Origin of the sequence: Citrobacter sp. C6_1, assembly GCF_014596835.2 — a bacterium.
Classification (GTDB): Bacteria; Pseudomonadota; Gammaproteobacteria; order Enterobacterales; family Enterobacteriaceae; genus Citrobacter; species Citrobacter pasteurii.
This window is the reverse complement of the sequence record NZ_CP115031.1, coordinates 3,274,488-3,288,084: the sequence shown is the minus strand read 5'-3', so window position 1 is coordinate 3,288,084 and position 13,597 is coordinate 3,274,488. Positions and strand designations below refer to the sequence as shown.

Below are 13,597 nucleotides of genomic sequence, written 5' to 3'. Positions count from 1 at the left end.
AGGTGGCGCGCACATGGTAGTGCGCGCCAGCCAGATTAGTGCAGGATTTTCGCGAGGAAGTCTTTGGCTCGGTCTGATTTCGGATTAGCGAAGAACTCTTCTTTCGGCGAGTCTTCAACAATTTTTCCTTCGTCCATAAAGATCACCCGGTTCGCCACTTTACGCGCAAAGCCCATTTCGTGGGTTACCACCATCATGGTCATCCCTTCATTGGCCAGTTCAACCATGACGTCCAGTACTTCGTTGATCATTTCAGGATCGAGCGCCGACGTTGGTTCGTCAAACAGCATAGCGATAGGATCCATACACAGCGCCCGGGCAATGGCGACACGCTGTTGCTGACCCCCGGATAGCTGGGCCGGGAACTTCTCGGCATGCGCCGACAGGCCAACGCGTTCCAGTAACTTTTGCGCTTTGTCGCGGGCCGGCTTTTTATCGCGCTTAAGCACTTTTACCTGCGCCAGAGTCAGGTTCTCAATGATCGACAGATGCGGGAACAGTTCGAAGTGCTGGAACACCATGCCAACGCGGGAGCGCAGTTTGGCCAGATCGGTTTTTTTATCATTTACCACGGTGCCATCAACGGTGATGACGCCCTGTTGCACCGGCTCCAGGCCGTTCACCGTTTTGATAAGAGTGGACTTACCGGAGCCTGACGGGCCACAGACCACCACCACTTCTCCTTTTTTCACTTCCGTGGAGCAGTCGGTCAGCACCTGAAAGTGACCATACCATTTAGAAACATTTTTCAGGGTAATCATTAAACTGTCCTTTTCTTCAAATAGCTGACCAACAACGATGCGCTCAGACTGAATACAAAATAAACGGCGCCAGCGAACAGGATCATTTCGACCTGTGTACCGTCACGCTCGCCAATAGTGGAGGCGGTGCGGAAGAAATCTGCCAGACTCAATACGTAGACCAGCGAGGTATCCTGGAACAGTACGATGCCCTGGGTAAGCAGCAGCGGAACCATAGCGCGGAATGCCTGCGGCAGAATGATCAGCTTCATTGATTGCCAGTGCGTCATCCCCAGCGCCAGCGCAGCGCTGGACTGTCCGCGAGAGATACTCTGGATCCCTGCACGGATAATTTCCGAGTAGTAGGCGGCCTCGAACATCGAAAACGCGACCATTGCTGAGATCAGGCGAATATCGGTTTTGGGCGACAGGCCCAGCACGTTTTGCAGGAAGCCGGGCACAATCAGGTAGAACCACAGCAGTACCATCACCAGTGGAATGGAGCGGAATACGTTGACGTAGCCCTTCGCAAACCAGGCAATCGGCGCGAAGCTGGACAGACGCATGACGGCAAGGATGGTCCCCCAGACGATACCAATGATTATCGCTGTAACGGTGATTTTCAGGGTGATGACCAACCCGTCCAGCAGATACGGCAGGGAAGGGACGATAGAACTCCAGTCAAATTCGTACATTATTTGCCTCCCAAATTGCCAGGCAGGCGGATTTTGCGTTCGACGAGATTCATCACCAGCATGATGACGGCGTTAATCAGGACGTAGGCCAGCGTGATGGCGGTAAATGATTCCCATGCGTGGGCGGAGTAATCCAGTAGTTTTCCCGCCTGCGCCGCCATATCCACCAGACCGATGGTGGAGGCGATCGCGGAGTTCTTTACCAGGTTCATCATCTCTGAGGTCATTGGCGGCACAATCACGCGGTAAGCGTTTGGCAACAGCACATAGCGGTAGGCCTGCGGCAAAGTCAGCCCCATCGCTAGCGCGGCGTTTTTCTGCCCGCGAGGCAGGGACTGAATTGCGGCGCGAACTTGCTCACAGACGCGCGCGGCGGTAAACAGCCCCAGACAAAGCATGGATGAGAGGAAGAACTGAATGTTGGGATCCAGCTCTGACTTGAACCACATGCCAATGTTTTCCGGCAGCAGTTCAGGAATGACCAGATACCAGGTAAAGAACTGGACGATGAGTGGAACGTTACGAAACAACTCAACGTACAGCGTGCCGATCCCGGAAAGGAAACGATTTGGTACGGTACGTAAGATGCCAAATAGAGAGCCTATGAGGAAAGCGATAATCCAGGCGGTGATAGATAACGCGACCGTGACCTGGAAACCACTCCAGAGCCAGCCGAGATAGGTGGTGTTGCCGAACGGGGCCTGTTGTAAAAAAATACCCCAGTTCCAGTCTATAGACATAAATCTACTCCAGAAAAAAAAGGGTAGCAGCGCTACCCTCGAAGATTGCTATTCGGCGTTTTGCGGTTTTCAGGCCTGATGGGGAACGACCATCAGGCTTATAGTCTGTCCGTGCCGAGTAACAATCGAGAGGGAGGGGAAGCCTCCCATTTATTTTAGTTAGTTAAGCGCTTTATCATTCGGTTCTTTGAACAGGGCTTTCATCTCGTCTGACAGTTCGAAATTCATGTTCAGGTTCTTCGGTGGAATTGGATTTTTAAACCACTTATCAAACCATTTCTCAGCTTCGCCTGAGGTCTGCGCCTTGGCGATAGTGTCGTCCATCAGCTTTTTGAACTCAGGGTCATCTTTGCGCAACATACAGCCGTAGGCTTCCTGTGACTGCGGCTTGCCGACGATCTCCCAGTTGTCCGGTTTCTTCGCCTTCGCGCGCTCGCCAGCCAGCAGGGCGTCATCCATCATAAAGGCAACGGCGCGGCCACTTTCCAGAGTACGGAAAGAGTCACCGTGGTCTTTCGCGCTGATGATGCGCATATCCATTTTTTGTTCTTCGTTCAGTTTGTGCAGCAGGACTTCTGAGGTCGTACCCGACGTCACGACCACGGCTTTGCCTTTCAGGTCAGAGAAATCTTTGACGTCGCCGCCTTTTTTCGCCAGCAGACGGGTACCGACAACGAAAATAGTGTCTGAGAAAGCCGCTTGTTTTTGACGCTCGACGTTGTTGGTGGTGGAACCACATTCAAAGTCGAAGGTGCCGTTTTGCAGCAGCGGAATACGGTTCTGTGATGTAATCGGGATCAGTTTCACCTGTAGATCGGGCTTGTTCAGCTTTTTCTTCACCGCTTCAACGATCGCGTTGGAGTAATCCTGTGAATAACCGACCACTTTTTGCTGATTATCGTAGTAAGAAAACGGCACTGATGATTCACGGTGTCCGACGACGATTACGCCATTTTTAGCGATTTTATCCAGCGTGCTGCCTGCCGCTGGTGCTGCGTCTTCTGCGTGCGCCAGACCGGCGGACATTCCCATGACCAGCATGGCAGTGGCGAGCTTACGTAATTGCATATCCAACTCCTTTATCGTCTGCGCCAGGGACGCATTGATACCCATTGTGATGTTGTTATTGTTTGCTACTAAAACGTGCAGTCTTGTATGTGTTTGTTAACATTTAGTTTGGATGAATGTAAAGAATTTGCTGTGTTATTGTTTATTTTTGCGAAGTGCGCCGCACCATTTGGGGGCAAAAATATCTTGTTGCACTTTTCAGGTGCTACCGGTGCTCAACTTTGGTGCGACCAGGTTGCACATTCAGCCAAAACAGCGTTTGCCTTGTAGAACAAAGCAATAGACGTGCCAGAATGGGATGTGGGAAATGTTTTTGAGCCGGATAAGCGAGATGTTATCCGGCCAGGGGAAGGAGGGTTACTTACGACGTTGACGCAGGCTCATGACCACCGCACCAAAGCCAAACAGTGCGGTCAGCAGCCACAGCGGCCAGTTACCGGTACGGGCATAAGGGGTTAAGCCCGTCGTTGGCGTCACGCTGGTGGTCAGTACCTGACGGGTAAACTGCGGGATCATCGCCTGAATTTCACCCTGCGGGCCAATCACCGCGGTAATACCGTTATTGGTGCTACGCAGCAGCGGGCGTGCCAGCTCAAGGGAACGCATCCGCGCCATCTGGAAGTGCTGCCACGGGCCAATGGATTTACCAAACCAGGCATCGTTGGAGATAGTCAGCAGGTAGTCCGTATCCGGACGGAAGTTATCCCGAACCTGTTCGCCAAGAATGATTTCGTAGCAGATGGCAGCCGTCAGCTTAAAGCCGTGCGCACGCAGCTGTGGCTGTACATAAGGCCCACGGCTGAACGAAGACATTGGCAGGTCAAAGAACGGCGCTAACGGGCGTAGGATCGATTCCAGCGGGACAAATTCGCCAAACGGAACCAAATGGTTTTTATTGTAGCGGTTGCTGGAATCGTAGCTGTACGGACTGTCTTTACCCAACGTGATGATGGTGTTGTAGGTGTCGTAACGATTCTGTTTGTTCAGACGCGCGTCTACGATCCCGGTAATTAGCGTGCTGTTTTTCGATTTCAACAGGTCATCCATCATGCTCAGAAAGCGCTGTTGGTTAATTTCCAGGTCCGGAATAGCCGATTCTGGCCAGATGATGAGCTGTGATTTACCCATCTCGGGCTGGGTGGCGTCGAGATAAATCTTCAGGGTGTTGAGTAACTGACTTTCATCCCATTTAAGCGACTGTGGAATGTCACCCTGCACCATCGACACCTGCGTGGTTTTTTCCGGCACAAGCGTGTACCACTGGATATAGCTCAGTGGAAAAGGCAGAGCAAAGAGCACGAATGCGGCAACCAGCGGCTTCCAGTTACGCGTCACCAGCGCCAGCGCCAACAGGCCGCTAACCATCATCAGCAGGAAGTTAATCGCCTCAACGCCCATCACCGGTGCCAGCCCCTTCAACGGGCCGTCGATCTGGCTATAACCGAACTGCAGCCACGGGAAGCCGGTCAGTACCCAGCCTCGCAGGAATTCCGTGATTTGCCAGACTACCGGCGCGGCAATCGCCACCCGCAGCCAGGTGGTTTTCGGCCACAAGCGCGCCAACACGCCGGCAAACAGACCGGTGTAGAGGGAAAGGTATGCGGCTAGCAGAACCACGAGGAAAACGTTAACCGGGCCGGGCATACCGCCAAACTGCGCGATGCTAACGTAAACCCAGTTGATACCTGAGCCAAACAGCCCCAGTCCCCAGAAGTAGCCGATAGCGGCAGACTGGAGCGGGCGACGGTTGAAGGTAAGAGCCTGCAGGCCCATCAGCGAAACAATCGCGGCGGGCCAGATATCATACGGAGAGAAAGCCAGCGTCCCGCAGGCACCGAATAATAACGCCAGCAGCAGGCGAATGCGCTGGCGTTCAATTAATGGGGCAAATGCCATGTAGTCTTAGATCCAGTTTCGGGTTTATTCGTCCAGTTTGGGCTGGGGTGAGTCGTCCGGAATTCTGACATGAACCTGAATAATACGGCGGCTGTCGGCCATTGCCACTTTAAACTGGTAACCATCAATGTCGATAGTTTCCCCGCGCGCGGGCAGATGACCAAAGGCCTGCATGACCAGCCCGCCAATGGTATCGACTTCTTCGTCGCTAAAGTGGGTTCCGAAAGCGTCGTTGAAGTCTTCAATCGGCGCCAGCGCGCGAATGGTCCAGGTGTGGCGGCTGAGCTGACGGAAGTCAATATCGTCTTCTTCGTCGTACTCATCTTCAATTTCACCAACGATCAGTTCAAGGATGTCCTCAATGGTCACCAGACCTGAGACACCGCCAAATTCGTCGATGACGATAGCCATATGATAACGCTGGGAGCGGAACTCTTTCAGCATGCGGTCAACCCGCTTGCTTTCAGGTACGACAACCGCCTGGCGTAACACTTTCTCCATGCTGAAGGCCTCGGCATCGCTGCGCATAAACGGCAGCAAATCTTTGGCCATCAGAATCCCTTCGATGTGATCTTTGTCTTCGCTAATCACCGGGAAACGCGAGTGGGCAGACTCGATAATGACATCGAGACATTCGTCCAGGGTCTGGTTGCGTTTCAGGGTAATCATCTGAGAGCGGGGGATCATGATGTCGCGCACGCGTTGGTCCGCAATATCCATCACCCCTTCGAGCATATCGCGCGTATCTTCATCGATAAGGTCGTTTTGCCCGGAATCACGGATCAGCTCCAACAGTTCGTCGCGGTTTTTGGGTTCACCGTGGAAAAGTTGGCTCAGTAACAGGGAAAAAAATCCCTTTTTGCTGTTTAAGGTGTCACTACTGTGTGAATTGTCGTCGCTCATGGCGTCGTATGGGTTCTCATGTTAGTTAATACAAAGCGCGTCATGCGTATACTCAGCTGTTGACGGCATGTTTTGCCTGATGGCGCTACGCTTATCAGGCCTACGAAAGGCATGAATGTAGGCCGGATAAGGCGCAAGCGCCGCCATCCGGCAAGCTACTATTCTGCAATCTTCTCGGCAATGTACGGATCCTCATAGCCCAGAGCAAGCATAATCTCTGTTTCGAGGGATTCCATCTCTTCCGCGTCATCGTCTTCAATATGGTCGTAGCCGAGTAAATGCAGGCTACCGTGCACCACCATGTGCGCCCAGTGGGCCTCAAGCGGTTTACCTTGTTCCTGCGCTTCTTTCTCGACAACCTGACGACAGATGATCAAATCGCCCAGCAGCGGCATCTCAATGCCCGGTGGAGCTTCAAACGGGAAAGAGAGCACGTTGGTTGATTTATCTTTCCCGCGATAGGTCAGGTTCAGCTCGTGGCTTTCCGCGTCATCGACCAGACGAATGGTCACTTCAGACTCCTCCTGAAACTGCGGGATCACCGCATCCAGCCAGCCCTGAAACTGGCTTTCTGTGGGTAAACCGGATTCGTCTTCACATGCCAGTTGTAAATCGAGAATAACCTGACTCATTTTTGTTCCTGCTCCTGAGCTTCGCGCTTGCGTTCTGCAGCCTGCTCGGCTTTGCGTTTCTGTTCTGCTTCTTCCCAGGCTTCATACGCCGTGACGATACGGGCAACCACCGGATGGCGAACCACGTCTTCGCTATGGAAGAAATTAAAACTAATTTCGTCGACTTCAGCCAGCACTTCAATGGCATGACGCAGACCGGACTTGGTGCTGCGCGGCAGGTCAATCTGGGTGATATCGCCAGTGATAACCGCTTTGGAGTTAAAGCCGATACGGGTCAGGAACATTTTCATCTGTTCGATGGTAGTGTTCTGGCTCTCATCAAGAATGATGAACGCATCGTTTAACGTACGACCGCGCATATAGGCCAGCGGCGCAACTTCAATGACGTTACGTTCAATCAGCTTTTCAACCTTCTCAAAACCGAGCATTTCGAACAGCGCGTCATACAGCGGTCGTAAATAGGGATCGACTTTCTGGCTCAGGTCGCCCGGCAGGAAACCGAGTTTTTCACCCGCTTCTACTGCCGGACGGGTCAGCAGAATACGGCGGATCTCCTGACGCTCTAGCGCATCGACCGCAGCGGCAACCGCCAGATACGTTTTACCGGTACCTGCCGGGCCAACGCCGAAGGTGATGTCATGGTCAAGAATATTAGCGATATACTGCGCCTGGTTCGGCGTTCGCGGCTTAATGACCCCGCGCTTGGTTTTGATATTCACCGCTTTGCCAAATTCCGGCACGCTGTCTGCGCTCTGTTCAAGCACACGCGCTTCTTTAATCGCAAGGTGAATTTGTTCTGGCTCGATGTCCTGTGTCTGACCGCGCATTGGGGCCGTATCGACATACAGGCTGCGTAAAATATCTGCCGCCGCGGTGACACAAATTGGACGACCAGTCAGTTTGAAGTGGTTATCGCGGCGGTTAATTTCGATGCCGAGACGACGCTCCAGTTGTTTTATGTTGTCATCAAATGGACCGCAAAGGCTCAACAGACGGGCATTGTCTGCGGGTTCAAGGGTGATTTCGCGAGTGTCTATGTTCAAACTGTTCCTCTTATGCATGTCTCGCCGGACGCTGAACATTTACCGGCATCTAAGGAAATTATTCACGCCATGGGGGAAAGGCGCAAGCATTGCGATAAATATGGGGATGATAAGATCGATTACAAGACCCGCCGGGGCAGCGAGCCCAGAAGTGTAGGCCCGATAAGCGCTGCGCCATCGGGCATTGAAGATTAAGGCTGGTAAGTACCGACGCCCAGATCGTTTTCTTTGCGGGTACGCGCAATGACCGACTCAGGGGATTCTGCGATGCGCAGACCCATTTCGTCTTCGGTACGCACCACTTTGCCGCGCAGGGAGTTCGTCCAGACATCGGTAATTTCAACATCGACAAACTTACCGACCATATCCGGGGTACCTTCAAAGTTCACCACGCGGTTATTTTCGGTACGCCCTGACAGTTCCATCACACTTTTCCGTGACGTACCTTCGACCAGAATGCGTTGGGTCGTGCCGACCATACGACGGCTCCAGGCCATGGCTTGCTGGTTAATACGCTCCTGCAGAATATACAGGCGCTGTTTTTTCTCTTCTTCCGGTACGTCATCAACCATATCGGCGGCAGGAGTGCCAGGCCGCGCAGAGAAGATAAAGCTGTAACTCATGTCGAAATTGACATCAGCGATCAGCTTCATGGTCTGCTCGAAGTCCTGGGTGGTTTCACCCGGGAAGCCGACGATGAAGTCGGAGCTAATCTGGATATCCGGACGCGCTGCGCGCAGTTTACGGATGATTGCTTTGTATTCCAGCGCGGTATGAGTACGACCCATCAGGTTCAGTACACGATCCGAACCGCTCTGTACCGGCAGGTGCAGGAAGCTCACCAGTTCTGGCGTATCACGGTAGACTTCAACGATATCGTCGGTGAATTCGATCGGATGGCTGGTGGTAAAGCGGATACGGTCAATGCCATCGATTGCAGCGACCAGACGGAGTAGATCGGCGAACGAGCCGGTGGTGCCGTCGTAGTTTTCACCGCGCCAGGCGTTGACGTTTTGCCCCAACAGGTTCACTTCACGCACACCCTGTGCCGCAAGCTGGGCGATTTCAAACAGGATATCATCCGCCGGACGGCTGACTTCTTCACCACGGGTGTATGGCACCACGCAGTAAGTACAATATTTATTGCAGCCTTCCATGATGGACACAAACGCACTTGGCCCTTCAGCACGCGGCTCCGGCAGACGGTCGAATTTTTCGATTTCCGGGAAACTGATATCAACCACCGCGCTACGCTTAACGCTTCCGCGAACCTTGTTGATCATCTCCGGCAGACGGTGCAGGGTTTGCGGCCCAAAAATAATATCGACGTAATGTGCGCGTTGACGAATGTGATCGCCTTCCTGAGAGGCAACACAGCCACCCACGCCGATAATCAGATCCGGATTCTTCTCTTTTAACAGCTTCCAGCGACCTAATTGATGGAAGACTTTTTCCTGAGCCTTCTCGCGGATTGAGCAGGTATTTAGCAGCAGCACATCCGCTTCTTCCGCCACGTCGGTCAGTTGATACCCGTGAGTGGCATCCAGCAGATCGGCCATCTTCGATGAATCGTATTCGTTCATCTGACAGCCCCAGGTTTTAATATGGAGTTTTTTGGTCATCGACTTGCTCTTGCGAAATTGTGGCTGAAATGCAGGGCGCATAGTGTACTGCTTTGGCGCGGTTGTGACCAGTATGACGGATGTCAGCCTCAAGGGGTAAAAAATCCTGTAAACTTAAGCAATACATGTAACAGGATAATTGACCATGACAAATCAACCAACGGAAATTGCCATTGTCGGCGGGGGGATGGTCGGCGGCGCGCTGGCGCTAGGACTGGCGCAGCATGGATTTTCGGTAACGGTCATTGAACATGCCGTTCCCGTGCCGTTTGTGGCTGATGGACAGCCGGATGTCAGAATTTCGGCCATCAGTTCCGCCTCGGTATCGCTGCTTAAAGGGCTGGGCGTCTGGGATACGGTGCAGGGGATGCGCAGCCATCCTTATCGTCGGCTGGAGACGTGGGAATGGGAAAATGCCCATGTGGTGTTTGATGCTGCGGAGCTTAAGCTGCCGTTGTTGGGTTACATGGTGGAGAATACCGTCCTGCAACAAGCGCTCTGGCAGGCGCTGGAAGCTCATCCTAAAGTGACGTTGCGCGTGCCCACCTCGCTGATTTCTTTACATCGACATAATGACCGGCATGAGCTTGAGCTGGCTGGTGGTGAAAAAATCAATGCGAAGCTGGTGATCGGTGCTGATGGTGCCAACTCTCAGGTACGCAAAATGGCCGGGATTGGCATCCATGCCTGGCAATACGCGCAATCTTGTATGTTGATAACTGTCCAGTGTGAAAACGCACCCGGAGACAGCACCTGGCAGCAGTTTACCCCTGACGGTCCGCGCGCGTTTTTACCGCTGTTCGATAACTGGGCCTCGCTGGTGTGGTACGACTCACCGGCACGCATCCGCCAGCTGCAAGGTCTGAACATGCCCCAACTACAGATGGAGATCGCCAAACATTTCCCATCGCGACTGGGTAACGTGCTGCCTGTGGCTGCAGGCGCATTTCTGCTTACACGTCGTCATGCGTTGCAGTATGTCCAGCCGGGGCTGGCGCTGGTCGGTGATGCCGCACATACCATTCATCCATTGGCGGGGCAGGGCGTAAATCTGGGATTTCGCGATGTGGATGCGCTGATTGACGTGCTGGTGAATGCCCGCAGCTACGGTGAGTCCTGGACCAGTCAACCAGTGCTGAAACGTTATCAGAATCGTCGTATGACTGACAATTTCATCATGCAGAGTGGCATGGATTTGTTCTACGCCGGGTTCAGTAATAATCTGCAACCGCTGCGCATCATACGTAACTTAGGACTTATGGCCGCGGAGCGCGCCGGTGTGCTGAAGCGTCAGGCGCTGAAGTATGCGTTAGGGTTGTAGCCCGGGTGGGGCCTGATGGCGTGACGCTTATCAGGCCTGCAAGTCATGTAGGCCGGGTAAAGCTTGCCGTCTCCCGGTGTTAGAAAAGCAAAAAGCTCGCCGAAGCGAGCTTTTTTAATATGGCTGGGGTACGAGGATTCGAACCTCGGAATGCTGGTATCAGAAACCAGAGCCTTACCGCTTGGCGATACCCCAACGGGTGCACCCACAGAGTGGACGACTTTTTGAAATTGGCTGGGGTACGAGGATTCGAACCTCGGAATGCTGGTATCAGAAACCAGAGCCTTACCGCTTGGCGATACCCCAACAATTTTTTGGATTTACCGAACGAGTCGATACGTCCTTAATATGGTGGCTACGACGGGATTCGAACCTGTGACCCCATCATTATGAGTGATGTGCTCTAACCAACTGAGCTACGTAGCCTGATACTATCATATTCTTCGATGGCTGGGGTACCTGGATTCGAACCAGGGAATGCCGGTATCAAAAACCGGTGCCTTACCGCTTGGCGATACCCCAATGACCGTCGCGGTGAACCGCTATATCGAAGAAAAGTGGCTGGGGTACCTGGATTCGAACCAGGGAATGCCGGTATCAAAAACCGGTGCCTTACCGCTTGGCGATACCCCATCCGTGCAACGCTTACGGGTGAATGGTGCGGGAGGCGAGACTTGAACTCGCACACCTTGCGGCGCCAGAACCTAAATCTGGTGCGTCTACCAATTTCGCCACTCCCGCAAAAAAGATGGTGGCTACGACGGGATTCGAACCTGTGACCCCATCATTATGAGTGATGTGCTCTAACCAGCTGAGCTACGTAGCCATCTTTTTTTCGCGTAACCTTATCGGCGTTGCGGGGCGCATTATGCGTATTGAGCCTTGAAGCGTCAACCCCTTTTTCATTGAAAATAGCTGGAATGTGACTGTTTGGTTAGGTTGCGAACAGCATGACGCAATATTCGGCAATTATTAGTTATTAATTGTTTTTTTGCACAGAAAACGGACATAAAAAAAGAGCCCCGCAGGGCCCTTTTCTAAGGATTAACTTATTTATAAGCGGACTGGTGTACGCCAACCGCACGACCAGATGGATCGTTCATGGTTTTGAACGCTTCATCCCATTCAATGGCTTTTGCTGAAGAGCAGGCAACAGAAGGGCCACCTGGAACACATTCCGCCGCGCTGGCAACCGGGAACAACTCTTCGAAAATTTCGCGATACAAATACGCTTCTTTAGATGATGGCGTGTTGTACGGGAAACGGAAGCTGGCGGTTTCCAGTTGTTGGTCAGAAACTTGTTCAGCAGCGACTTCTTTCAGCGTGTCAATCCAGCTGTAACCGACACCGTCAGAGAACTGCTCTTTCTGACGCCATGCGACGCTCGCTGGCAGGTAGGATTCAAAACATTCGCGCAGAACATGTTTTTCCATTTTGCCGTTGCCACACATTTTATCCTGCGGGTTGATGCGCATTGCCACATCAAGGAATTTCTTATCCAGGAAGGGCACGCGAGCCTCCACGCCCCAGGCTGACATGGCTTTGTTGGCGCGAGCGCAGTCGAACATATGCAGCGCCTGTAGCTTGCGCACGGTCTCTTCATGCAGCTCTTTTGCATCTGGCGCTTTGTGGAAATAAAGATAGCCGCCAAACACTTCGTCCGAACCTTCGCCAGACAGCACCATTTTAATGCCCATCGCTTTAATTTTGCGCGACATTAAGTACATTGGCGTCGAGGCGCGAATGGTTGTGACATCGTAAGTTTCGATGTGATAAATCACGTCGCGGATAGCATCCAGACCTTCCTGAACGGTGAAGTGGATCTCGTGGTGCACGGTACCCAAATGGTTTGCCACTTCTTGTGCGGCTTTCAGATCCGGTGCGCCTTCGAGGCCAACTGCGAAAGAGTGCAGTTGCGGCCACCAGGCTTCGCTACGTTCCTGATCTTCAACACGACGCGCGGCGTATTTTTTGGTGATTGCGGAAATGACCGAAGAATCCAGACCGCCGGACAGCAATACACCGTAAGGAACATCTGACATCAGGTGGCTTTTCACCGCATCTTCCAGCGCCTGACGCAGCTCGTTTTTATCGGTAACGTTGTCTTTTACCGCATCGTATTCAAACCAGTCGCGCTGGTAGTACTGACGAATTTCGCCGTCTTTACTCCACAAATAGCTACCGGCCGGGAATTCTTTGATCGTGCGGCATACAGGAACCAGCGCTTTCATTTCAGACGCGACGTAGAAGTTACCGTGCTCGTCGTAACCCATATACAGCGGGATGATCCCGATATGGTCGCGGCCGATCAGATAAGCGTCCTGCTCGCTGTCGTACAGGGCAAAAGCGAACATGCCTTGCAGGTCATCCAGGAACTCTGGGCCTTTTTCCTGATACAGCGCGAGGATAACTTCACAGTCGGAACCGGTCTGGAACTGATAGCGATCGCCGTATTCAGCGCGCAGCGCCTGGTGGTTATAAATTTCACCGTTAACCGCCAGGATATGCGTTTTCTTCACGTTGTACAGCGGCTGAGCACCGGCGTTGACGTCGACGATGGACAGACGTTCGTGTGCCAGAATGGCGTTATCACTGGCGTAAATACCCGACCAGTCCGGGCCGCGATGGCGCATCAGACGGGACAATTCCAGAGCCTTTTTACGCAGTTCAACTGCGTCTGTTTTAATATCGAATACGCCAAAAATAGAACACATAACCTTCTCCGTTAACCTGTTGCGTGATGCTTTTTATGTTTGCTTGATAAAGAAAATGCCGCAAAGCGGGAGAGGGCGCAAGCGAATTGCGGGTCAGAAAATAAAAAATGCAATGGTCATTGTGGATTGGTGAAAAAAGATTATGTAATGAACATTGTTATTGATGAATCAGCAATGAAATGGTGATTTTATTGAATGGATAAGATTCTGTAGGCTGGATAAG

Annotated in this window: 11 protein-coding genes and 7 tRNA genes; 1 reads left to right on the top strand and 17 read right to left on the bottom strand. The window is 52.5% G+C overall.

Annotated features, from left to right (window positions below; translation table 11 throughout):
* Nucleotides 1-35: 35 nt before the first annotated feature.
* The 9 genes from gltL to miaB all read right to left on the bottom strand — a co-directional run bounded on the left by gltL (nucleotide 36) and on the right by miaB (nucleotide 9,339).
* A complete protein-coding gene (gltL, locus tag IB196_RS15925) occupies nucleotides 36-761 on the bottom strand; it encodes a glutamate/aspartate ABC transporter ATP-binding protein GltL (RefSeq protein ID WP_003022754.1) in 726 nt (241 codons plus the stop codon).
* Entirely contained in the window at nucleotides 761-1,435 is a 675-nt protein-coding gene (gene gltK / locus IB196_RS15920; protein WP_005121421.1) for a glutamate/aspartate ABC transporter permease GltK, read from the bottom strand. Before gltK ends, gltL begins: the two co-directional genes overlap by 1 nt.
* Nucleotides 1,435-2,175 carry a glutamate/aspartate ABC transporter permease GltJ gene (gene gltJ / locus IB196_RS15915; RefSeq protein WP_003022759.1) on the bottom strand — a complete coding sequence of 247 codons (741 nt, stop codon included), beginning with the start codon at nucleotides 2,173-2,175 and terminating at the stop codon, nucleotides 1,435-1,437. The genes gltK and gltJ overlap by 1 nt, the downstream gene beginning before the upstream one ends.
* 159 nt (nucleotides 2,176-2,334) lie before the next feature.
* Nucleotides 2,335-3,243 carry a glutamate/aspartate ABC transporter substrate-binding protein GltI gene (gene gltI / locus IB196_RS15910; RefSeq protein WP_005121420.1) on the bottom strand — a complete coding sequence of 303 codons (909 nt, stop codon included), beginning with the start codon at nucleotides 3,241-3,243 and terminating at the stop codon, nucleotides 2,335-2,337.
* A 357-nt stretch (nucleotides 3,244-3,600) separates the two neighbouring features.
* Nucleotides 3,601-5,139, bottom strand: coding sequence for an apolipoprotein N-acyltransferase (gene lnt / locus IB196_RS15905; RefSeq protein WP_149692434.1), 1,539 nt, complete (start codon nucleotides 5,137-5,139; stop codon nucleotides 3,601-3,603).
* A 24-nt stretch (nucleotides 5,140-5,163) separates the two neighbouring features.
* On the bottom strand, nucleotides 5,164-6,042 hold the full coding sequence (gene corC, locus IB196_RS15900) for a CNNM family magnesium/cobalt transport protein CorC (RefSeq protein ID WP_005121418.1): 879 nt from the start codon (nucleotides 6,040-6,042) through the stop codon (nucleotides 5,164-5,166).
* Nucleotides 6,043-6,200: 158 nt separating this feature from the next.
* Complete coding sequence (ybeY, locus tag IB196_RS15895; protein ID WP_005121417.1) at nucleotides 6,201-6,674, bottom strand: rRNA maturation RNase YbeY; 474 nt, start codon at nucleotides 6,672-6,674, stop codon at nucleotides 6,201-6,203.
* The gene (locus IB196_RS15890) at nucleotides 6,671-7,717 is read right to left on the bottom strand and encodes a PhoH family protein (RefSeq protein ID WP_003022776.1); all 1,047 of its coding nucleotides are present in this window, start codon (nucleotides 7,715-7,717) and stop codon (nucleotides 6,671-6,673) included. The genes ybeY and IB196_RS15890 overlap by 4 nt, the downstream gene beginning before the upstream one ends.
* Nucleotides 7,718-7,908: 191 nt before the next feature.
* The gene (miaB, locus tag IB196_RS15885; RefSeq protein WP_188231788.1) at nucleotides 7,909-9,339 is read right to left on the bottom strand and encodes a tRNA (N6-isopentenyl adenosine(37)-C2)-methylthiotransferase MiaB; all 1,431 of its coding nucleotides are present in this window, start codon (nucleotides 9,337-9,339) and stop codon (nucleotides 7,909-7,911) included.
* A 145-nt stretch (nucleotides 9,340-9,484) separates the two neighbouring features.
* Here miaB and ubiF point away from each other — a divergent pair, with 145 nt between their 5' ends.
* Entirely contained in the window at nucleotides 9,485-10,660 is a 1,176-nt protein-coding gene (gene ubiF, locus IB196_RS15880; protein ID WP_188231789.1) for a 3-demethoxyubiquinol 3-hydroxylase, read from the top strand.
* A 120-nt stretch (nucleotides 10,661-10,780) separates the two neighbouring features.
* Here ubiF and IB196_RS15875 read toward each other — a convergent pair.
* From IB196_RS15875 to asnB, 8 genes are all read right to left on the bottom strand, one after another.
* Nucleotides 10,781-10,855 (bottom strand) — tRNA-Gln (locus IB196_RS15875).
* A 36-nt stretch (nucleotides 10,856-10,891) separates the two neighbouring features.
* Nucleotides 10,892-10,966 (bottom strand) — tRNA-Gln (locus IB196_RS15870).
* A 43-nt stretch (nucleotides 10,967-11,009) separates the two neighbouring features.
* A tRNA-Met gene (locus IB196_RS15865) sits at nucleotides 11,010-11,086 on the bottom strand.
* A 21-nt stretch (nucleotides 11,087-11,107) separates the two neighbouring features.
* Nucleotides 11,108-11,182 (bottom strand) — tRNA-Gln (locus IB196_RS15860).
* 36 nt (nucleotides 11,183-11,218) lie between these two features.
* A tRNA-Gln gene (locus IB196_RS15855) sits at nucleotides 11,219-11,293 on the bottom strand.
* A 23-nt stretch (nucleotides 11,294-11,316) separates the two neighbouring features.
* A tRNA-Leu gene (locus IB196_RS15850) sits at nucleotides 11,317-11,401 on the bottom strand.
* An 8-nt stretch (nucleotides 11,402-11,409) separates the two neighbouring features.
* Nucleotides 11,410-11,486 (bottom strand) — tRNA-Met (locus IB196_RS15845).
* 223 nt (nucleotides 11,487-11,709) lie between these two features.
* Complete coding sequence (asnB, locus tag IB196_RS15840; RefSeq protein WP_003835552.1) at nucleotides 11,710-13,374, bottom strand: asparagine synthase B; 1,665 nt, start codon at nucleotides 13,372-13,374, stop codon at nucleotides 11,710-11,712.
* Nucleotides 13,375-13,597: the final 223 nt, after the last annotated feature.

Bases quoted from the DNA above. Each gene is read 5' to 3' on its own strand.
- gltL (WP_003022754.1), bottom strand. From the start codon at position 761: ATGATTACCCTGAAAAATGTTTCTAAATGGTATGGTCACTTTCAGGTG.
- gltK (WP_005121421.1), bottom strand. From the start codon at position 1,435: ATGTACGAATTTGACTGGAGTTCTATCGTCCCTTCCCTGCCGTATCTG.
- gltJ (WP_003022759.1), bottom strand. From the start codon at position 2,175: ATGTCTATAGACTGGAACTGGGGTATTTTTTTACAACAGGCCCCGTTC.
- gltI (WP_005121420.1), bottom strand. From the start codon at position 3,243: ATGCAATTACGTAAGCTCGCCACTGCCATGCTGGTCATGGGAATGTCC.
- lnt (WP_149692434.1), bottom strand. From the start codon at position 5,139: ATGGCATTTGCCCCATTAATTGAACGCCAGCGCATTCGCCTGCTGCTG.
- corC (WP_005121418.1), bottom strand. From the start codon at position 6,042: ATGAGCGACGACAATTCACACAGTAGTGACACCTTAAACAGCAAAAAG.
- ybeY (WP_005121417.1), bottom strand. From the start codon at position 6,674: ATGAGTCAGGTTATTCTCGATTTACAACTGGCATGTGAAGACGAATCC.
- miaB (WP_188231788.1), bottom strand. From the start codon at position 9,339: ATGACCAAAAAACTCCATATTAAAACCTGGGGCTGTCAGATGAACGAA.
- ubiF (WP_188231789.1), top strand. From the start codon at position 9,485: ATGACAAATCAACCAACGGAAATTGCCATTGTCGGCGGGGGGATGGTC.
- asnB (WP_003835552.1), bottom strand. From the start codon at position 13,374: ATGTGTTCTATTTTTGGCGTATTCGATATTAAAACAGACGCAGTTGAA.